This window comes from Paenalcaligenes hominis (assembly GCF_011927625.1).
GTDB classification, from domain to species: Bacteria; Pseudomonadota; Gammaproteobacteria; order Burkholderiales; family Burkholderiaceae_B; genus Paenalcaligenes; species Paenalcaligenes hominis.
In genome coordinates, this window is sequence record NZ_JAATIZ010000006.1 from 78,465 (window position 1) to 98,535 (window position 20,071).

18 protein-coding genes are annotated in these 20,071 nt (G+C 45.8%); 6 read left to right on the top strand and 12 right to left on the bottom strand.

Features of this window, described 5'->3' with window-relative positions; genetic code table 11:
* Nucleotides 1-67: 67 nt before the first annotated feature.
* The 5 genes from GGR41_RS12670 to GGR41_RS12690 are packed head-to-tail and all read right to left on the bottom strand — an operon-like array spanning nt 68 to nt 5,054.
* Complete coding sequence (locus tag GGR41_RS12670; protein ID WP_167662212.1) at nt 68-1,354, bottom strand: TRAP transporter large permease; 1,287 nt, start codon at nt 1,352-1,354, stop codon at nt 68-70.
* A gap of 3 nt (nt 1,355-1,357) precedes the next feature.
* Nucleotides 1,358-1,909, bottom strand: coding sequence for a TRAP transporter small permease (locus GGR41_RS12675; protein ID WP_077733747.1), 552 nt, complete (start codon nt 1,907-1,909; stop codon nt 1,358-1,360).
* Between the two features lie 5 nt (nt 1,910-1,914).
* Entirely contained in the window at nt 1,915-2,907 is a 993-nt protein-coding gene (dctP, locus tag GGR41_RS12680; RefSeq protein WP_167662213.1) for a TRAP transporter substrate-binding protein DctP, read from the bottom strand.
* A 39-nt stretch (nt 2,908-2,946) separates the two neighbouring features.
* A complete protein-coding gene (locus GGR41_RS12685) occupies nt 2,947-3,873 on the bottom strand; it encodes a hydroxymethylglutaryl-CoA lyase (protein WP_167662214.1) in 927 nt (308 codons plus the stop codon).
* Entirely contained in the window at nt 3,873-5,054 is a 1,182-nt protein-coding gene (locus GGR41_RS12690) for a CaiB/BaiF CoA transferase family protein (protein ID WP_167662215.1), read from the bottom strand. The genes GGR41_RS12685 and GGR41_RS12690 overlap by 1 nt, the downstream gene beginning before the upstream one ends.
* A 91-nt stretch (nt 5,055-5,145) precedes the next feature.
* Here GGR41_RS12690 and GGR41_RS12695 point away from each other — a divergent pair, with 91 nt between their 5' ends.
* Nucleotides 5,146-6,075, top strand: a complete 930-nt coding sequence (locus GGR41_RS12695) for a LysR family transcriptional regulator (protein WP_167662216.1) — start codon at nt 5,146-5,148, stop codon at nt 6,073-6,075.
* Nucleotides 6,076-6,109: 34 nt separating this feature from the next.
* On the opposite strand, the gene GGR41_RS12700 is transcribed toward GGR41_RS12695, so the two are convergent.
* From GGR41_RS12700 to GGR41_RS12715, 4 genes are read right to left on the bottom strand one after another with little or no spacing between them, the layout of a single operon-like run.
* On the bottom strand, nt 6,110-8,860 hold the full coding sequence (locus tag GGR41_RS12700) for a M16 family metallopeptidase (protein WP_167662217.1): 2,751 nt from the start codon (nt 8,858-8,860) through the stop codon (nt 6,110-6,112).
* A gap of 21 nt (nt 8,861-8,881) precedes the next feature.
* Nucleotides 8,882-10,054 carry a vWA domain-containing protein gene (locus tag GGR41_RS12705; protein ID WP_167662218.1) on the bottom strand — a complete coding sequence of 391 codons (1,173 nt, stop codon included), beginning with the start codon at nt 10,052-10,054 and terminating at the stop codon, nt 8,882-8,884.
* A 9-nt stretch (nt 10,055-10,063) separates the two neighbouring features.
* Nucleotides 10,064-10,903 carry an AAA family ATPase gene (locus tag GGR41_RS12710; RefSeq protein ID WP_167662219.1) on the bottom strand — a complete coding sequence of 280 codons (840 nt, stop codon included), beginning with the start codon at nt 10,901-10,903 and terminating at the stop codon, nt 10,064-10,066.
* Between the two features lie 14 nt (nt 10,904-10,917).
* On the bottom strand, nt 10,918-11,343 hold the full coding sequence (locus tag GGR41_RS12715) for a DUF1841 family protein (protein ID WP_167662220.1): 426 nt from the start codon (nt 11,341-11,343) through the stop codon (nt 10,918-10,920).
* Between the two features lie 242 nt (nt 11,344-11,585).
* On the opposite strand from GGR41_RS12715, the gene icd reads away from it, so the two are divergent.
* The gene (gene icd / locus GGR41_RS12720; RefSeq protein ID WP_077733739.1) at nt 11,586-12,842 is read left to right on the top strand and encodes an NADP-dependent isocitrate dehydrogenase; all 1,257 of its coding nucleotides are present in this window, start codon (nt 11,586-11,588) and stop codon (nt 12,840-12,842) included.
* 7 nt (nt 12,843-12,849) lie between these two features.
* Here the strand turns inward: icd and GGR41_RS12725 are convergent, their stop codons facing one another.
* Together GGR41_RS12725 and GGR41_RS12730 are read right to left on the bottom strand one after the other, a co-directional pair.
* A complete protein-coding gene (locus GGR41_RS12725) occupies nt 12,850-13,845 on the bottom strand; it encodes a glycosyltransferase family 9 protein (RefSeq protein WP_167662221.1) in 996 nt (331 codons plus the stop codon).
* A gap of 164 nt (nt 13,846-14,009) precedes the next feature.
* On the bottom strand, nt 14,010-15,524 hold the full coding sequence (locus tag GGR41_RS12730; RefSeq protein ID WP_167662222.1) for an acetyl-CoA hydrolase/transferase family protein: 1,515 nt from the start codon (nt 15,522-15,524) through the stop codon (nt 14,010-14,012).
* A gap of 95 nt (nt 15,525-15,619) precedes the next feature.
* Between GGR41_RS12730 and GGR41_RS12735 the strand changes: the two genes are divergently transcribed.
* Together GGR41_RS12735 and GGR41_RS12740 are read left to right on the top strand one after the other, a co-directional pair.
* The gene (locus GGR41_RS12735; RefSeq protein ID WP_229711243.1) at nt 15,620-16,549 is read left to right on the top strand and encodes a LysR family transcriptional regulator; all 930 of its coding nucleotides are present in this window, start codon (nt 15,620-15,622) and stop codon (nt 16,547-16,549) included.
* A 123-nt stretch (nt 16,550-16,672) separates the two neighbouring features.
* Nucleotides 16,673-17,023 carry a RidA family protein gene (locus tag GGR41_RS12740; protein WP_167662224.1) on the top strand — a complete coding sequence of 117 codons (351 nt, stop codon included), beginning with the start codon at nt 16,673-16,675 and terminating at the stop codon, nt 17,021-17,023.
* Nucleotides 17,024-17,042: 19 nt separating this feature from the next.
* Here GGR41_RS12740 and GGR41_RS12745 read toward each other — a convergent pair whose 3' ends face one another.
* Nucleotides 17,043-17,999, bottom strand: a complete 957-nt coding sequence (locus tag GGR41_RS12745) for a LysR family transcriptional regulator (protein WP_167662225.1) — start codon at nt 17,997-17,999, stop codon at nt 17,043-17,045.
* Between the two features lie 135 nt (nt 18,000-18,134).
* Between GGR41_RS12745 and GGR41_RS12750 the strand changes: the two genes are divergently transcribed.
* Both GGR41_RS12750 and GGR41_RS12755 read left to right on the top strand, forming a co-directional pair.
* A complete protein-coding gene (locus GGR41_RS12750; protein ID WP_167662226.1) occupies nt 18,135-18,752 on the top strand; it encodes an isochorismatase family protein in 618 nt (205 codons plus the stop codon).
* Nucleotides 18,753-18,772: 20 nt separating this feature from the next.
* On the top strand, nt 18,773-20,026 hold the full coding sequence (locus GGR41_RS12755) for an MFS transporter (protein WP_167662227.1): 1,254 nt from the start codon (nt 18,773-18,775) through the stop codon (nt 20,024-20,026).
* The last annotated feature ends 45 nt before the right edge of the window (nt 20,027-20,071 follow it).

Consider the following 20,071-nt stretch of genomic DNA (forward strand, 5'->3'; position numbering starts at 1 on the left):
GGATGCATAGTTAAAAAAAACTGCCGTGTATGCGGCAGTTTTAAATACAACTGTGTGGGTTGTCTTTTTATTTACTCATCATGAGTTCGGGCAACCATAATGCTAATTGTGGAAATAAAAATACTAGCAATAAGGCCAATAACATTAAAAGTACATACGGAGCAGAACCTTTAACGATTTGTATAAAATCTGCATTGGTAATGGCTTTAATAGTAAATAGATTCATGCCAACAGGGGGGGTAATCATGGCAATCTCTAGATTAATAACTAATAAAATCCCGTACCAAATAGGATTTATGCCCAAGTGAGCCATAGCGGGTAATATTACAGGCATAGTAATTAAGATAATGGCAATGGACTCTAAGAACATGCCCAACACCATAATTAATGCCATCATAATAAGAATAAAACCGACAGGCCCTACATCAAGTGCTACTAAAGAATTCACAATTTCTTGTGGGATTCGCATTTTAGTCAGCACGTGACCAAAGACCGTGGCACCAGCTAAAATCATAAATAACATAGCCGATAATGAACACGCTTCTTTGGCTGATTCCCAAATATCTTTCCACCCAATACTACGGTAAATAAATACCGTTACAAACAGAGCTAACCATACCCCAGCTGCAGCGGCTTCTGTAGCAGTAAAAATACCTAAGTACATTCCACCTAGAACAAAAACAGGCAAGGATAAAGCCCAAATGGATTTCCTAAACGCAGACCACAATTCTGTTCCAGTGGCGCGTTGATCGCGACGAATATTTAAAGCCGGGTTAGCACAGCGAAACATGGCCCATAATGCAAAAATAAATGCCATTAATAAGCCAGGAATTACCCCTGCAATAAACAAAGCGCCGATAGAGGCATCGGTAGTAACACCATATAAAATTAAAGGGCTAGACGGAGGAATAAGAATACCTAAGGTCCCGCCCGCCGCAACAACTCCATACGCCATTTTGGGCTCGTAGCCATAGCGAATCATTTGAGGAATGGCAACCGAGCCAATAGTCAGCGCGGTCGCAATACTTGAGCCAGAAATAGCCGCAAAAATTGTACACGCTAAAATCGTAGCAACGGCTAATCCACCCGGTAGATGACGCGTAAAGGTATAGGCGGTGTCGTATAAATCATCAACCACCCGACCTTTAATCATAATATGAGCCATAAAAGCAAACAGCGGAATGGCTACAAGCAAATACCGATTTAGTTCACCAAAAATAATATCTGAAACAGAACCAAAGTCGCCTTGCACCATTAACAGTAGTGCGCCGCCATACAAGGTTAAGCCTGCAAAGATAGGAACCCCTGTAAATAGGAGTGCCAGCAAGGTAATAAGAATAATAAGAACTAGCATGCTTTATACCTTGGCCGTGCCTTTGATGATGTGACGTGTGCTTCGCCACAACTGCTCAATGGTAACGAGCAAAAGTAACACCCCACCAATAGGCAATAAAAGCTGAAGCTGCCAAACCGGAAGCTCTAGGTGACCTTCTGTCAGGCTACCAATCATTTTGGCGAACATAGCAGTATGCCAACCATTAAAAATGAGTATGCCTGTCATCGACAAAACAGAAAGACTGGCCCAGAGTTGAGCCCAAGGCAGCCATTTTGCTGATAGGTGCGAAATAAGAATATCTACACCAATATGGCCATTGCGGCGTAAGACTTCTGGCGCACCTAGCATCACAATACTTGTTAAAGAAAGGGCAATGACCTCATCAGCCCAAATAATGGGCTTAGAAAACACATAGCGCATGGGAATAGCTAAACCCACTAATACCAAATCAACCAAAAGCAGTACGCAAGCAATAGCCATCGCAAACTGACAAATGCGCATGATGAACCGCCCGTAGTAGTACAGAAGCGGTCCATCTTGCTGGATAGTGGGCGTATCAAGCGTGTGTTGCATAACAATTACAGGGCTTCAACCATATCAATAAGAGCCTGACCATCTTTGCCTGTGCCTTTTAAAAACTCGGCAATAATAGCCGGTTGCATAATGGCTTTAATCGGCTCGATTTGTTCAGGTGTTAACGCAACGACTTCCATGCCGTTTTCAGCGAGGTGTTGCATGTCTTTTTCATTGACGCCTTCGTAACGAATAATGGAGTTATCGACGGCTTTATCGACGGCACCTTGAATGGCTTGTTGAATATCTTGCGGTAGCCCATCCCACCATTTAGGGTTAACAACTAAATTATCGAACACAACCACAATGGCAGAGGCGGCGCCGTATTTCTGTACTTCGTAATATTTACGTGAGTAAGCAGCTTGAATGGCGGTAATACCGGCATCGACAATACCGGTTTGTAAGGCTTGATAGGCTTCAGAACCAGGCATCGTAACGGGGACCGCGCCCAATGCAATCAAACCCTGGTCAAATTGTTTGTTTAGACCACGGATTTTAACGTCTTTATAGCTTTCAGGGGTATCCAGTAAATGATTAGAAGAGGTCACGATTAAATCGTTAGTGTCCACTAACCAGCCAATGTTTTTGACGCCTTTTTGTTCCATTTTTTTGTCAAGAATTTTTGCTGCTTCGGAACCAATAAAAGCTTCTTGTTTAGCAGGGGAAGACATCAAATAGGGGATCATGGACAGCGACATTTCTGGAATGGTACTGCCCCACTGCATGGAAAGAATAATCGCTGACTCAATTTGCCCACCCGCTACGGCACTGTGGTGTTGGTTGGGCTTAAAGAGCTGAGCGGCCCCATAGACCTGAACCTCTACTTTGCCGTCTGTAGCGGCGTCTACGTCTTTAGCAAACTGCTCCATGGCTTGAGCGGTAGGGTGTGTAGGTGGAAATTGATGGCTGAGGCGCATGGTGTAATCGGCAGCCCAAGCCATAGAAGAGGTCATGCCTAAAGCCAAGGCGGCGGCAGTGAGTTTCAAGCTTTTTAACATGATCGGTCTCCGAGAGAGTAGGTTGTAGTTAGTTTTACATTAAAGGCGTGGCAGCCCAGCTTGGGCTAATGCGCCTTGGAGCGGTTCGTGCGGCATACTTGCAGCAACAAGATGACGTGTCCTGAGAAGGCCCTCTAGGTCAATGCCAGTGTGGAGCTCCATGCTGTCACAAAGATACACCAGATCTTCGAAAACAACATTGCCAGTGGCACCAGGGGCAAATGGACACCCGCCTAAGCCTGCGAGCGAACCATCCAAAATCCGCACTCCTTCTTCGAGTGCTACGGTAGCATTCGCAAGGGCTAAGCCACGCGTATCGTGCAAGTGTAGGCCAATGGCTTGGTTTGGAAAGGCATTCAGAGCCGCACGCATTAAAGCGCGTACCTGTTGTGGGTTGGCATAACCTACTGTATCAGCTAATGCCACCATATCGGCGCCTGCCTCAAAGCATTGCCCAATTAGGTCTAAAACTTCATCAGGATTTACCCGGCCTGCTAAAGAGCAACCAAAGGCCATCGAGATACCTGTGCTAATAATGGCGGGGTGCGCTTGTGCATCGCGTAGCGCCACCGCACGTTGCAGCAGCTCAATGGCTTGGGCTCGAGTTTTGCCACTATTGGCTAGACTATGTTGCTCGGTGGCCGAGACCACATACATGATTTCATCTACGGCTGTGGTCAATGCATCCACAACACCACGCTCGTTTAGCACCAATGCCGACACAACGCTGTGATCCAACGTTTTAGCGAATGCAATCAGCTCTCGTACATCTGCAAATTGCGGAAAACGATGAGCGGGTAAAAAAGAACCGACCTCAAAATAGCGCACACCGGCTTGGTGTTCCTGCTGGATCCATGCTTTTTTATCGACAGTGGTTGGGAATTGCTTGACTAGCTGCAGGCCATCACGCAAACCGACTTCGCGCAAACACAACTGTTGGGCCGGATAGATCGTACCCAGACTCATTAAGGAGCCTCCTTGAGGCCACTGGCCGCTTGAATTTCCTTGGTGCTTAATCCTAGAGCCTCTAACACTGCAAATGTATCTTGGCCTTTGGCCGGCACATTGCCGCCACCTGTGACGAGGCTGCCGTCAACTTCGAAAGGCAAAGAGGGCGCTTTAAATGACGAGCCGTCTTCACAAAATGATTCCGCCATCGCCCCCTCGCGCATGGCATGCGGGTCGTTATACATGTCAGAAGGTTTAGCAATAGGCGAGAAAGGGATGCCGTGTGCTTCAAACTGAGCAGAAAGTTCCTCTACCGTACGCTGAGCCACTTGAGCGGCAATTAGCGGCAACGTCCATGAGCGTGCATCAATTTGATCGGGACGAGTCTGTAAACGCGCATCGCTGAGCAACGCCTCTAGATGGAGAATTTCACACACGGTTTTCCACTGTCCTTCGGTCACAGCAGAAATAAAAATTTGTTGCCCGTTTTTATCTTCAAAAATATCGTAAATAGGCCAAGAAAACTCACGCTCAGGCATAGGAGGTGGATTGCGTCCCTCGAGGGCAAATTGCACCATGTGCTGCGCGACTAAAAGTAAACAGTTTTCAAATAAGCCAACTCGAATGGCACTGCCTTCGCCCGTTTCTTGACGTTTTAATAAAGCGGCCAAGACAGAGAATGCCGCAAATAGCCCACCCATAATATCGTTAACCGAGGCACCAGCACGCAGCGGACGCCCAGTTGGCCCGGTCATATAAGCGAGACCTGTCATCATTTGGACGACTTCATCTAAAGCCGTACGGTCTTGATAGGGGCCAGACAAAAAGCCTTTACAAGAAGAAATAATAAGTTTGGGGTGTTTGATGCGCATTTGCTCTAAATCTGCCCCCATCTTTGTCAGCGAGTGATCTTTAAAATTCTCTACAAATACATCGGCGGTGCTTAGGAGTTTATCTAGCGTTTGACGGCCTGCCTCGGTGGTTAAATCCAACTGAATGGATTTCTTGCCCCGATTAAATAGCGGGAACATAGGCCGCCCCATCCCAGTAAGATAACGGGTTTTATCGCCACTAGGTGGTTCAATTTTAATCACCTCAGCCCCAAGAAAATTTAAAAACATGCCACACGATGGGCCCATAATCATATGGCTCATTTCAATGACACGAATTCCTTGTAAAGGCAAAAACTCTTGACTCATCAGACATCCTCCAAACGCAAATGAGGTTATCATTGATTTTTCTTTACGAAAATTATAAATATTCAATGGGGTCTTTCGAAAAAATAGAACGATGAACTTAAAACAACTGCAATCGTTCGTGGCAATCTACGAGGCCGGAGGCATTTCTCGAGCCGCTGAACAAGAGCGCTCAGCCCCCTCTGTATTAAGTCATCACTTGGCTAACCTAGAAGCCCGTGTTCAATGTGCTCTCTTTATACGTAGCCGTCACGGTTTAAAGCCTACTCCGCAAGGTGATCGGCTGTACGAGCATGCTAAACACGTGTTTGCGATTTTATCTACCGCCAAGACAGAGCTATTGCAATGGCAACAAAGTTATGAAGGCACAGTCGCTATTGGCATGGCCTACACCTCAGTCGAGATGATCGGTAAAGACCTGATGGAAATGGTAATTAAAGAATACCCGGGTATTGATTTAACCATTTCAGAAACGGTGTCAGGCAGTACGCTACAACAGCTATTTGATGCAAAGATTGATCTCGCTTTAGCTTATAACCCGACCCAAGACGCTGTCATACGTTCAATGCCACTCATTGAAGAGCGGATGGTATTTGTGGGTAAAGCCGAAATCGTAGGTGATCCCACCTTGCCGTTGCCTGTAGAGGAGCTACTGCGGTTACCATTTATTCTTTTGCGTAAAGGGGTAACGGGGCGTTCTATTATGGACAATCCCAGTCTGCAAAAATCCCTCGAGCAGCACGCCACCATTGCAACGGATAACGTTAGCGCTGTGCATATTTTCTTACGTGAAGGGTTTGGTGGGGCGATTGCCACTTTGCCCTATGCGTTAAAACGCGTCCATGATTCTGGGTTGGTCTATAGGGAAATTATCGAGCCCGAGGTACGGCGTACGCTTTATTTATGCGAACACGTCGATATGGCATCGAACCAAGCCATCGACTTAATTAAAGAGCGCGTGCTCTTTTTGGTGCGTCAAGCCGTATTAAACGGTAAATGGGAATGCGAACGCCTCCTCTTTTGAAAAAGCCCCTAAGAGTGCTTAGGGGCTAAATCACTTATTGCTGCTTGGATTTATCAGCGGCTAGGGCTGAGCTAAATTGATCGGGCTTAAGGTATTTTTTTACTACCGCATTGACTTGCTTGGCAGTTAATTGGCTTAACGCCTCGTCCACTTGGCTAGACCATAAAAAGTCACGGTCTAAATCAATATACTTCAGCCAGGTCGTTGTTAAAACGCTGTCATTGCTACGCGCCAGTGTGCGATAACGCAATAGCGCATTGATGCCTTCTTGAACTTCTTCGTCGCTAAAGCCTTCGGTTAATACCGCATTGAGCTCTTCAGCAATGACTGCCTGAAGTTTTTGCGAGTTTTCTGGGGCATGAATGGCATAAATAGTCCAGTTAGCGCTAGGCTCATAAGAGGAAACATTGAGGCGACTGCGTACATCGTAGGATAACCCTTCGGTGACGCGAACGCGGTTCCAAAGCCGTGATGTCTCCGATTGACCTAATAGGTAGTTGGCTAGGTATAACGGCACAAAGTCGTCGCTCGTATCTTGTAAATTCACCGGCAGATTTTCTATATAAAACGCATTGGCTTTATCGGGGGTGTCGATGGTGAGATGCGCCGACTCAATGGCTTGATAAGGGTCGGCGGCGCGCTCGAAGGCAGGCGCTTTACGCCACCCCGTAAAACCTTCTACGAGCGCTTTTTTCACAGCTTCAGGGTCAAAACTACCCGTTGCACTAAAGCGGATATCGCCAGCGCCGTAGAAACGCTCATGGAAAGCCAGTAGATCAGCCTGCGTGAGCGAATTGATACTTTCCTCAGACTCATCAAATGAAGGGGTGTAACGTATGTCTCCCTTAGGCCAGGTGTTTAAATGGCGACCCAGCTCCTGAGTGGCCACCGCAGAAGGTTCTGTGCGTGCATTACTAATGCGCGTCAAACGTTGCGCTTTATATTTATCTAATTCAGCCGCGGGGAAGTTGGCCTCGCGTAACACGTCAATCACTACAGCCAAGGCCTCCGCGAGATGATCTTTAGTGGTTTCCATACTGATTTCGACGCCATTCGCGCCGCCACTGAAATCCACTGAAGCTTGTAGCTCGGTTAAGCGATCTTCAATTTGCTGACGGCTAAGCGTAGTGGTGCCATGTGGCAGCAAACTAGCCGTCGCGCTGCCAATGAAGGAGCTCCCTTTTAGGCTTTCAGGATCACCAAAACGTAGAGATAAGATGGCGTTAACTCGATCACCGCGGGTAGGTTTAGGCAGTAGCGCGACTTTAATGACGCCTAAATCATCGCTTAGGCTTAATTGATCTCGTTGCGTTGAGTTGTTAATGTGCTCTGGGGTTGGCTCAAAGTCCTCGGCGGCGCTGGTACTGTCTTTGCCTTGGTAGTCTTGCAGTAGTAACTGAGTATCAGGCGTCGTGGCACGTGGCGCTCGCTCGGGGGCATCCGTAGGCACATACAGTCCATTGGTTCGGTTATCAGGAACTAGCCATGTTTTCAACTCGGCTTTCACGTCTTCAAGTTTGGCCTGCTCAACTTGATCACGTTGCCAGAAAAACAAGCGCCAATCGCCCGAGGCCGCACTTTCAGATAAGGCCGCAGCTAAATTTGCTGGGTCTGCATAGGTTTGAGCCCACATATTGAGCCACTGATTGCGTACGCGTTCTAAGTCCTCAGAGGAAATAGCGTCATTTTGCTTTTCCAAGGTGTCATTTAACACGTTTAATGCTTGCTGCTGATCCATACCCTCTTGTAGTTCAGCCATAAACAGCGCATAGCCGGGTTGTTTTAACCCAGCAGCATAACCAAATGCACTCGTACTTAAGTTTTTCTCTACTAGGTTTTTATAAAGTAAGCCAGAAGGCGTACTGCTTAGAATCGAAACGCCTAAGCTTAGGGGCGTAAACTGAGGGTCTGCTTCCGCTGGGATATGATATTGAGCCCCAATCAAGGGAGAGCCGCCATGACGTCGTACTGTAACGGAACGAGAGCCGTCTTGAACGGGTTCCTCGGTGTATTCAGGGGGTAAGTCACGGGTTGGTTTTTGAATGCTATTAAATTGCTTAGCAATGTGTTCTAAGGTCGCGTCTTCGTCAAAACGACCACTCACAATTAATACGGCGTTATCAGGTTGATAGTACAGCTTGTAAAAGGCACGCAGCTGTTCAATATCAACAAGCTCTACATCAGACCGTGCGCCAATCGTGCTTTTGCCATAGCTATGCCATTGAAAAGCCGCTGCCTGCATTTTTTGCATTAACACCCGAAACGGACTGTTTTCACCCCGCTCCATCTCGTTGCGTACTACTGTCATTTCGGCATCTAAATCCGCCTTCGAAATAGTAGCATTCACCATGACATCAGCTTGCCAATCTAAATACCAATTTAAAATGTCAGGGTTGGCAGCAAAAGTGGCGTAGTAGTTTGTTCTGTCTAAAGAGGTCGTGCCATTGGCTGCTAAACCACGCTTAGAGAATTCTCCAAGTGCATTAGGCATGGTGGGTGTGCCACGAAAGAGCATGTGTTCAAGCAGATGCGCCATGCCTGTTTGGCCGTAGTTTTCATGACGAGAGCCAACCAGATACGTCATGTTGACGGTAGTATTAGAGCGTGAAGAATCGGGTGCAAACAGCACCTTTAACCCATTTTCAAGCACATACTCTGTTACACCTTCGACGCTAGTGACCTCTTTAACGCCGGATGGCAAAGCATAAAGTAAGCTTGGGGTTAAAGCGCTTAGCAAAATAAAGTATTTGGACGATTTCTTTAAACGGTGTAGGGCAGAGAACATAAGCATTCTTGTAAGCCTCAATTATTTTGTTAGGAATTGCATGGCTGATTCCAATCCACGTATGCTAATGGGGTACATACGATCATGGGTTAATTGCCGAATCATAAAAATAGATTGGTGGTAAACCCAATGTTGGGGCTGAGTAGGATTTAACCAAACGAGCTTAGGCCAACGCGTTATAAAACGCTGCAGCCACACTGCGCCCGTTTCGGGGTTGTTGTGCTCTACAGACCCCCCTTTATGGTTGATCTCTATGGGGCTCATGGTAGCATCTCCTACAAAGATCACACGCCAATCTTCGTTATATTTGGTTAACACCTCGTTGGTGGGAATGCGCTCGTCAAAACGTCTTTGGTTATGGCGCCAAAGCCATTCGTAAGGGCAGTTATGAAAGTAATACACCTCCAGATGTTTATATTCACTGCGAGCAGCATAGAATAGCTCTTCGACCTGACGTATATGGCTATCCATGCTGCCCCCTACATCAAGGAACATCAAGACCTTAACCGCATTGCGACGCGGTGCGCGTAGTTGCAGGTCTAATAAACCGGCATGTTGTGCCGTGCTGTGTATCGTAGCGGGTAGATCAAGTTCGGTAGGGGCGCCTTGACGCGCAAAGCGCCGTAAGCGTCGCAACGCCACTTGACTATTACGAGTGCCCAGCTCGAGCTGATCGTCATAATCTTGGTAGTGACGTTCTTCCCACACTTTGACAGCAGTACGATTCCCAGCCGAGGGGCCACCCAGACGAATGCCTTGAGGATGATAGCCGCCGTGGCCAAAGGGCGAGCTTCCCCCCGTGCCTACCCATTTGTTGCCGCCAGCATGACGTTCAGTTTGTTCGGCTAAGGTTTTCTTAAAAAGTTCAAGAAGTTCATCTAATTCATGTTTTTTTAAGTTGGCTTTTTCGGTATCACTGAGTTGTTTTTGAAGTGTTTTAATCAGCCAATCGGCAGGCACTACCGCGCCAGCTTCTAGGGCTTGGGCTAACTCTTGATGAAATTGGCTAAAAGCCAGATCATAACGATCAAACAAACTTTCATCTTTAATAAGAATGAGTCGGCCTAAATAGTAAAACTCATCAATAGAGAGCGCTGTTGCAGAGCTGCATAAGGCCTGTGTTAACAACATGAACTCTTGAATAGACACCGGCAGTTGCTGATGTCGTAAGAAATAAAAGAACCGAATCAACATAACAATTGACTAACGTCCATAGCGCGAAAGACGATCTAACAACGTGAGGTCCTGTTCGTTTTTAATCAACGCCCCAAGAAAAGGCGTTTGGGTGAGGTTTTGATCCCTTAATGAATCCGTGCTTGCACTATGGCTTAAAAGAAGGCCAAGCCAATCTAAAAACTCTGACGTAGACGGTTTTTTCTTTAGGCCAGAGGCATTACGTAATGCATAAAAACGACTTAATGCAGCATCAAGTAGTTGTTGTTCTAATTGGGGGAAATGGACCTGAACAATATCACTCAGTGTTTGGGGGACAGGAAAGCGAATGTAATGAAAAAAACAGCGCCGTAAAAAAGCGTCTGGAAGTTCCTTTTCATTATTTGAAGTAATGATAATCAATGGACGATGTTTGGCCCGAATGGTTTGCTGGGTTTCGTACACATGAAATTCCATTTTGTCGATTTCGCGTAGTAAATCGTTTGGAAATTCGATATCTGCTTTATCAATTTCATCAATTAACAGTACAGCAGGGGTGTCGGATTCGAAGGCATCCCAGACCGCCCCTTTAACAATGTAGTTAGCAATATGGTGAACACGTGCATCGCCTAATTGGGAGTCACGTAAGCGTGATACCGCATCGTATTCATACAGCCCCTGTTGGGCTTTGGTGGATGATTTAATATGCCATTGCATAAGGGGGCGACCTAAAGCGGCAGCTACCTCTTCGGCCAGCAACGTTTTCCCCGTACCGGGTTCGCCTTTAAGCAAAAGAGGACGCTCTAAGGTCAATGCAGCATTAACAGCTAAGCGTAAGTCTTCTGTCGCAATATAGCGCTCAGTTCCTGAAAAATGCGTAGGGTGGGTCATGATCAGTCAGTAGATTAAATATTGGCGTAACGATGAATCAGCTCAATATACCGTTCGTTATCTAAGGGCTTATTGAGTCGTTGTGCTTCCCAGATGATTTCTCCGAGCGCATCCATAATGCGATGCGTGGCCTCATGGGGATCCAAAGTGGCCACTAGGCGGTCATAGGCCTGCTTGATGCCAGGCGGCTGGTCAATAGAGAGCTGCTCTTGGATAGCCAAGTGCATAGAAAGATGCAAAAAAGGATTAGTTTGGCCTTTTTCTACGCTGAATTCATGGTGCGTGGCCTCTGGGGAGGCTAGCAAATCATGGTATTCAGGGTGCTGTTGAACTAAATTAACTGCCATGTTCTCTAATGGGCTTAAGAGTTGCTTTTGGCGGTATTTACTCCAAGCTTCAATGAAAAACTGGCGTACTTGGTCTCGGGAAGGGTTAAACATACGATGTCCACAAGCAAAAAGAGTTCATAGTGTAATGCTAGAGCCTTAAACAGATTTTGTCTTGTTTGGCTTAACGTTGGATAGGGTTTTTAGTTAAAGCCATTGATTTTGGCTAGCTAATGAAAAAAAGCCGCGCTATTTTTCGTCATTTGAGGCGTTTTAGGCTAAACTCTTATATAAGACTAACGACTCAGATAAAGCAGCCTTGCTTTATCTTCCCTGTTCAAACTACTGGAGCATCCATGTCTTATCAGCATATTAAAGTCCCTGCTCAGGGCGAAAAAATTACGGTCAATGCCGATTTCTCATTGAATGTACCCAACCAGCCTGTCATTCCTTACATCGAAGGCGATGGGATTGGTGTAGATATTTCTCCCGTTATGATCAACGTCGTGGATGCGGCAGTTGAGAAAGCCTACGGCGGCGAGAAAAAAATTCACTGGATGGAAGTTTTTGCAGGTGAAAAATCCACTCAGGTATATGGTCCCGACGTCTGGTTGCCCGAAGAAACCCTAGACGCCGTTAAAGACTATGTGGTGTCAATTAAAGGTCCTTTGACCACACCTGTAGGTGGTGGTATTCGTTCATTGAACGTTGCCTTGCGTCAGCAGCTAGATTTATACGTGTGTTTGCGTCCTGTACGTTACTTCTCTGGTGTGCCTTCCCCTGTGAAAGAGCCCGAGAAAACAGACATGGCTATTTTCCGTGAAAACTCAGAAGACATTTACGCGGGTATCGAATTCGAAGCCGAGTCTGCTAATGCCAAAAAACTGATCGAGTTTTTACAAAATGAGCTAGGTGTTACTCAAATTCGCTTCCCTAATACGTCCGGTATTGGTGTAAAACCCGTATCCAAAGAGGGTACCCAGCGCTTGGTGCGTAAAGCGATCCAGTACGCTATTGATAACGACAAGCCTTCTGTGACTATCGTACACAAAGGCAACATCATGAAATTTACCGAAGGTGGTTTCCGTGATTGGAGCTACGAGCTTGCCATGAATGAATTTGGTGGCGAACTCATCGACGGCGGCCCATGGTGCAAAATCAAAAACCCTAAAAACGGCAAAGACATCATCATCAAGGACTCCATTGCAGATGCGTTCTTGCAGCAAATCTTATTGCGTCCTGCCGAGTACAGCGTGATTGCTACACTGAACCTTAACGGCGACTACGTCTCCGATGCGCTAGCGGCTCAGGTAGGTGGTATTGGTATTGCTCCTGGTGCGAATATCTCTGATTCCGTTGCTGTATTCGAGGCCACCCACGGTACGGCTCCTAAATATGCAGGTAAAGACTACGTGAACCCCGGTTCTTTAATCCTTTCTGCTGAAATGATGCTACGCCACATGGGCTGGACCGAAGCTGCTGACCTCATCATCAGTAGCATGGAAAAAGCTATTCAATCCAAGAAAGTCACTTATGACTTTGCTCGTCTCATGGAAGGAGCCACTCAGGTTTCTTGCTCAGACTTCGGTAAAGTCATGATCGAAAACATGTAATTATTTACTAAGCCAATCTAAAACCCGCTTGATGCGTCAAGCGGGTTTTTTGTTGCTGTAAAAGGCGCAAACTTGCATTCATGACGTGATGATGCGAAATAGACGACACAGGCCCGTTAGTTGGACTAAGGCTTTGGCTTTGAGAATGCGCATGAAACCATTCTGGATTGGATTCTTTATAAAGACCAATAAATGGCTTGGTTAAACATTGACTGACATGTGAAGGGCCGCAGTCATTGGCTATGGTTAATAAACTGTTTTCAACAAGCGTAATAAGCGCTGATAAACTTAAATTTTCTTGGATACTAAAGTTGAGCGCGGCAGAAGGCTGCTGTAATAAAAAAGCTTTTTCTTTTGCCTCATTTTGCCCTAGCACAAAATGAAAATGCAAACTCGGGTATGTTTTTTGTAGCTGTTGAGCGCACGTAAAAAATTGATGAATCCCCCATTTTTTATGCTCACCACCCCCCGCGCCCGGCATTAAACACACGCTGTTTTCAGGGCTAGTGGGCTCAGCAAGATCCAGCAATGCCTCGCGTAAGTAATAATGGGGTTCCAAGGGTGCTTGACTGTACGCCAATAAGGGGGCTAAGTGCGCAATGGCGCGGTATTGGGTTAGATGGCAAGGCACATGCACATCGAATAAGCTATTCAAAAAACCAGATCGTAAGTCCAAGCCAATGGTCGTAGGGATACCATTGAACCATTTAAATAGCGGTGCGCTGTCCATACTAGGACGCATACAGTAGAGTAAAGAGGTGTTTTTGGGAATACGCTGCCAGGTTTTCACAAAGCTTTGGGTCTCGTAATGAAGGTCAACCCATGGAATCTGAGCGTAAAAAGTACGTAAGTTATTATCTGAGAAAAGCGTTAGATGTGCCGAGTTTAAGTATTTTTTAACAAAATAAATGGCGGGTAAATTAACAATATTTGCCCCAAAAAAACGGCGGGCGCGCAATAAAACGACTGACGTATTCTTAACTAAAAGGGGGCCAGCGCTCATGTGTTTGCTCGTGGTTTAAAAGCAAAAATTGTAAAGGGGTTTAAGCGGTAGTGCAATTATTAATGCTGTGGTCTTAGCGTTTTTACCTACCCAAAAAAACCGGCTCGTCCTAATAAGGAGAGAGCCGGAAAACAAACGACAGGTACTACAGGTACTTCAAAAAACTACAACGAATAGGCAGCTTGAGTAAGACGCATATCACCGGTTTCTTCAAACCGTTGGTGCCAGCGTAATGCTTCTTCTAGTAAATGAGGGGTATGGCCCCCACGTTGGCAAGCGCGTTCAAAATAATCCAATAAAGCGGCTTGGTAATCGGGGTGTACACATTGCTCAATAATGCATCGGGCGCGTTCCCGGGGCGCTAAGCCACGTAAGTCAGCTAAGCCTTGCTCTGTGACGACGATATCTACATCGTGCTCACAATGATCCACATGAGACACCATAGGGACAACTCGACTAATCGCTCCCCCTTTGGCTAATGATTTGGTCACGAAAATAGAAAGATGGGCGTTTCGTGCAAAGTCGCCTGAGCCGCCAATGCCATTCATCATCTTCGTACCACTGACATGAGTGGAGTTTACGTTGCCATACAAATCAAATTCCAAAGCGGTGTTGATAGCAATAATGCCAAGCCGCCGTACCAGCTCGGGGTGATTACTGATCTCTTGGGGCCGTAAAACAATGCGGTCGCGATAACGCTCTAGGTTCGCGAAAAAATGCTCCATCATGGGGGCGGTTAATGTAATAGAAGACGCTGACGCAAAGCGTAACTGTCCTGACTCTAATAAGTGAAAAGCACTGTCTTGTAATACCTCTGAATACATTTCCAGTTCGTTAAAGTCAGATTCTACTAACCCTTGTGTCACGGCGTTCGCAATACTGCCTATACCCACTTGCAGGGGAAGTAATGAGGCACTGAGCCGTCCATTAGCCACCTCTTGCTCTAAAAAGCGCACGATGTGACCTGCAATACGCTGGGTTTCCGTATCAGGAGGGGTTGCAGTGGAAGGGCTATCTAATTGATGGGTTAATACAATAGCAACGATGCGGTCTGGGTCAATGGTAATCGCTGTCTGTCCTAGGCGTTGGTCAACGGTAGTTAACGCAATGGGCTCACGATGAGGGCGTTGGGCCGGCACGTAAATGTCATGGTAGGTTTCCAACGCTGCAGGCAGAGCGGTATTCAGCTCAACAATGATTTGCTTAGCGTGTTGTGCAAAACTAGCCGAGTTCCCTACCGAGGTACTAGGCACAATATGACCCTCTTCAGTGATCGCAACAGCTTCAATCACAGCGACGTCAATGGGGGTGCCTGGCTCAGAGCGCAGTTGCTCTGCCATCTCGGATAAATGCATATCATAGAATTGAACTTTACCTGCATTAATATGCTGGCGCATCACCCCATCCACTTGGAACGGAGAGCGACGTGCTACCGCATGCGTTTGGCTCATCAGCCCGTCACTGTCATTACCCAATGAAGCCCCGGTTAACACAGTAAGATGCAGTGGGCCTTGTGTTGTGGCTTTAGCCGCTAAGGCAACGGGAATAGCTTTACTATCCCCAGCCCGCGTAAAACCACTTAAACCAATTGTCATGCCAGCACGAATAAAACCCACCGCCTCTTCAGCTGACATGAGTTTGCTGTGTAACTCCTTACGACGTATACGTTCCTGCCACATAGTTGCTCCTAATCTGTTGTTTTTGTATGCAGAACTGAGCATATCATTGCAATTATGAATAAAATCTATCAGATAAATTCATATTAGGAATGGGCATGTTAAATGTAATGGCCTTACGGTATTTTGTTGAAACGGTGCGCTTAGGTAGTTTCACCGCTGCGGCTCAATCCCTAGGGGTCGGGCAGTCCACGGTTAGCAAAATGGTACGTACCCTAGAGGATCAAGTAGGCGAACTACTGATTGTGCGTAACAGCAAACCCTTATTACTTAGCGATGTAGGTCAGGTGTTGTTCGAAAAAGGTGGGCAGTTGTTGCAGGACCTCGGCCACCTGCAGCAAGAGGTGCACCATATTCAAGCCTTAACCAAAGGGCATTTAAGAATCGGTCTGCCGCCCATGATTAATTTGCTTTTTACGTCTGCCCTAAAAGAATTTAGAGAACGTTACCCCACTATTCATTTGCAAATTATCGAGCAGCCAGGTCCAGCCATCGAGCAATTAGTGGCGTCTGGGCAGTTAGATTTGGGGTTTAGTATTGCACCGATTGATCCCGATTTGCCTTTACAAACGAATCGAGTGATTAGTTATCCCATTTATGCATTAGGGCGTGCAGAACAATTACCCCGCAGCCAAGCCCCCATCCGCTTGCAGCAGTTAGTCAACAAGCCTTTGCTCTTTTTAAATGATGAGTTTGGCTTAACACGACTTTTGCGACGCCATCTACTTCAAGAGCCAGTGCAGCCGCGTATTTATGCCCAAAGCAGTCAGGGTGATTGGTTAATTTCGATGGCACAAGCTGGCCTAGGCGTGGCCGTTTTACCGCAACCCTTTTGTCAGCGCCTGCCAGACGAGTTAAGTTACCGCGTTATTGAACAAACGACGCCGTTACAGTGGGAGGTTGTCGTGCTTTGGAACGGGCGTTATTTATCCCAGGCAGCTAAAGCCTGGTTAGAGTGTTGCGCTTTAGTACAGCCCGAACAAGATTGGCACGAATTGCTGCAACAAATTAGTCAAATTGGCCTTTAAGTGGCTAAAGCCACTGCATAAAGTACCCCAAACACGTAGGTCCGTGGTAAACCTATAAAAGGTAGCCGCACTGTGCATGAGCTACTGATACTGACCAACAAAAAATAATTGAAGGAGAATCTGATGACGATCAAACGTCACGAAGGCTTGGCCGTATTTAGCTCAGTGGTAGAGCATGCTGGCCTAGTGTATGTATCAGGCTTGGTACCCAAAGATCGCACGCTAGATGTTGGCGGGCAGGCCAAAGATATTTTTAATCAAATTGATGCAAACTTGGCTAAAGCAGGCATTGATAAAACGCGTTTACTTAAAGCAGAGATCTGGTTAAAACAAATAGAGCGTGATTTTGCTGCAATGAACGCAGCATGGCTTGATTGGGTAGACCCTGATCACTTGCCCGTACGTGTGACTAGCGAAGCAAACTTGGCTAGCCCTGACATTTTGATTGAAATCATGGTCACAGCGGCCAAGTAGTACCCCTTTTAGGGGTGAATTAGCCAGCATTATTTGCTGGCTTTTTTATATTTTGCATGGCTGTAGTGATGGCCTCAAAAATGGGGCTTTGTTCAAATGAAGTGGATCCAGCCATATTTATATAAGCTAGCGGCAAATAGTTTCCAAGAGGCTTCACAGCAATACTAGAAAAAATAGAATGATTTTGTAAATGAAGCGCGCAGGTGGCAGTCAAAATAGTAAAAGCTAAATTATGGCTAATTAAGCTAAAAGCCGTGTAAAGATCATCTACGACATGGAAATGCTGAATCTTAAATAAGTCAGTAATGCGTTTAGTGATTTGACTGTGGTGCGATAAAGTGGGGTTATCAAACAAAATAAAAGGCAGGTTATTGATCACGTTAGATAGGTGCTCAATCGGGCTGTGTAATAAAGCATGGGATTGGTGACAAAGCAAAATCATCTCATCTTCATACAAAGGTAAAGCACGTATTGCCTTGTCTTCACTTGGGTCTACAGAGTAAAAAAAGGCCAAGTCTAAACATGAATGACTTACTAATGTTTTTAACACCAGAGAAGGCTGGGTGACGATTTTCAACCCATGTTCTGTGGTGTCGGTAGTTAGCACCTTATAAAGTCTAGGCAAAACATAAGGCAGCAACCAACCATCAATGCCAATGCGCAAACGCTGCGAGTCATTAATGACTTCCGTGAAGGTCTGCATGGCATTGCCGTTATCTTGATTAAGAACAGTGGTGGCATCTTCCATTGATTGCAATAACTGAACAGCATAAGGCAAGAAATACCCGCCTTTGGTAGTAAGTTGTACCCCTTCCCAATTTCGTTCAAACAACGTAAAGCCCAGTGTTTGTTCAAGCTTTTTTATCTTAGTGCTTAGCGCTGGCTGTGTAATATGCAGTGATTCAGCCGCTTTGGAAATACTTTTTAAAGCCACAATTTCCAAGAAAAAACGTAATTCTCTCAGACCGATAATCATAATTAATTTTTCTATAAGTTATTGAAAGATATAGGTAAAAACACGGGGATATAAAAAAATACTATGCCTTTAATTGCTCAGCCCTATGCTAGGATTTTCTGTGAAAATTCATTCAAAACAATATAGGAGAGAGCAATGAATCCAACCTCTAGCCCTTGGCACCTACATCCTGAAAAAACGGCGTTATTAGTCATTGATATGCAAAATGATTTTGTCCGAGAAGGAGCCCCCATGGAGGTTCCCATGGCGAGAACCTATCTACCCAATATGCAGTCAATTGTGGAACAATGCCGCACTATAGGTATTCCCATTATTTACAGCCAACATGTGCTGCATGAAGCGTGGGATATTTCTCCTTTAGAAACCGCTTATAACCCGAACTTAAAGCAAGGAGGCTTACGTTTAGGTACTTCCGGTGCAGATATAGTAGATGAGTTAAAACCGTTGGCTCATGATTATATTATCCTCAAACATCGTTACGATGCTTTTCATAATACGCAGCTTGATAATGTGCTCGCTACGGTACGAGGCCTAAGGCAAGTCGACACGGTCGTTATTATCGGCACCGTTACTAATATTTGTTGTGAGTCGACCGCGCGCAGCGCATTCATGCGTGATTACAAAGTAGTCATGGTCAGCGATGCAAATGGCGGTTTAGATCAGCCATCGCAAGATGCAACCTTAACGATTATCGAGCGGGTTTTTGGACGTGTGCTGAGCACCGAACAATTACTCCAAGAGCTAACTCAATAAGCTTGGTCGGAGGAGACATCATGTTTCAAAAGCACGCACCGTGGGATAGTCAGTACGAGTGGAAAGCAGTTTTTCTTTTGGCCTTAGGTTTTGGCCTGGTGGGCTTAGATAGATGGATGATTGGCCCCCTTTATCCACTTATGATGAAAGACCTAAACTTAGACTATCAAGACTTAGGCAATATTATGGGAATTTTGGGCTTGGCGTGGGGGGCGTCCTCATTATTTGCTGGACGTTTAGCTGATCGAATTGGACGGCGAAAAGTCTTAATACCTGCCACCATACTGTTTTCTCTAATGACAGGCCTAACAGGAGTGGCCACTGGCTTAACGAGCCTATTAATTATTCGTTTTATGATGGGGTTATCAGAAGGGGCATTCGGGCCAACTAGTGTGGCCTTGACTGCTGAGGCTTCAAAGCCCAGTCGCCGTGGCTTAAATATGGGGATTCAACAAAGCACTTTTGCTTTATTAGGTATAGGTTTAGGGCCCATTATTGTGACGCAGATGGTGCAGTATTTACCTTCCTGGCATTGGGTATTTGTGATCATGACTTTACCCGGATTAGTATTAGCGTACTTTATGCATAAGACCATTCGCGAGCCAAAGCACCTTCAGAAAATATCATCTACTCCTGTGGCGCCAGAGCAAAACTCCCCTGTATATACCTACAAAGATCTATTTCAATACCGAAATATATTAGTCGGTATTGTTTGCATGTGCTGCGTCATGACTTGTGTGTTTATCCTAAGTGCGATGAGCCCAGTGTACTTTACCAACTATTTGCAGCTTAGTGTTTCTCAGATGGGTTTTGTGACTTCAGGGATTGGTTTTGGTGCATTTGCTGGACAAGTCATTATTCCTGCATTATCGGATCGTTTTGGTCGTAAAAGTGTTACGGTCATTGCTTTACTGATAGCCGCACTGCTGCTGTATCAATTTATACATACACCTGCTCAGCCATTAACTTTATTTTTGTTATTGTTTTTCATTGCATTCGGGGCAAACAGCTGCTTATGTATGATTGGTGGCACCATAGCAGTTGAGTCGGTACCTTTGGCCTTAGGTTCTACGGCCGTTGGGTTAATTATAGGAATAGGGGAAATTTTTGGCGGTGGTGTTGCTCCTATGTTGGCGGGGTGGATCGCACAAAGTTATGGCATCCAATACACCATGTATTTGGCATTGGCTGGATTAATAGGGTGCTGTTTCTTTGCATTGTTTTTTAAAGAAACCGCGCCTATTAAAGTTGGCAAACCAGTTGCTGTAGCCTAATCCCACAGACCAAAAAAAGCCCCAATGCCTAAAAGCTTGGGGCTT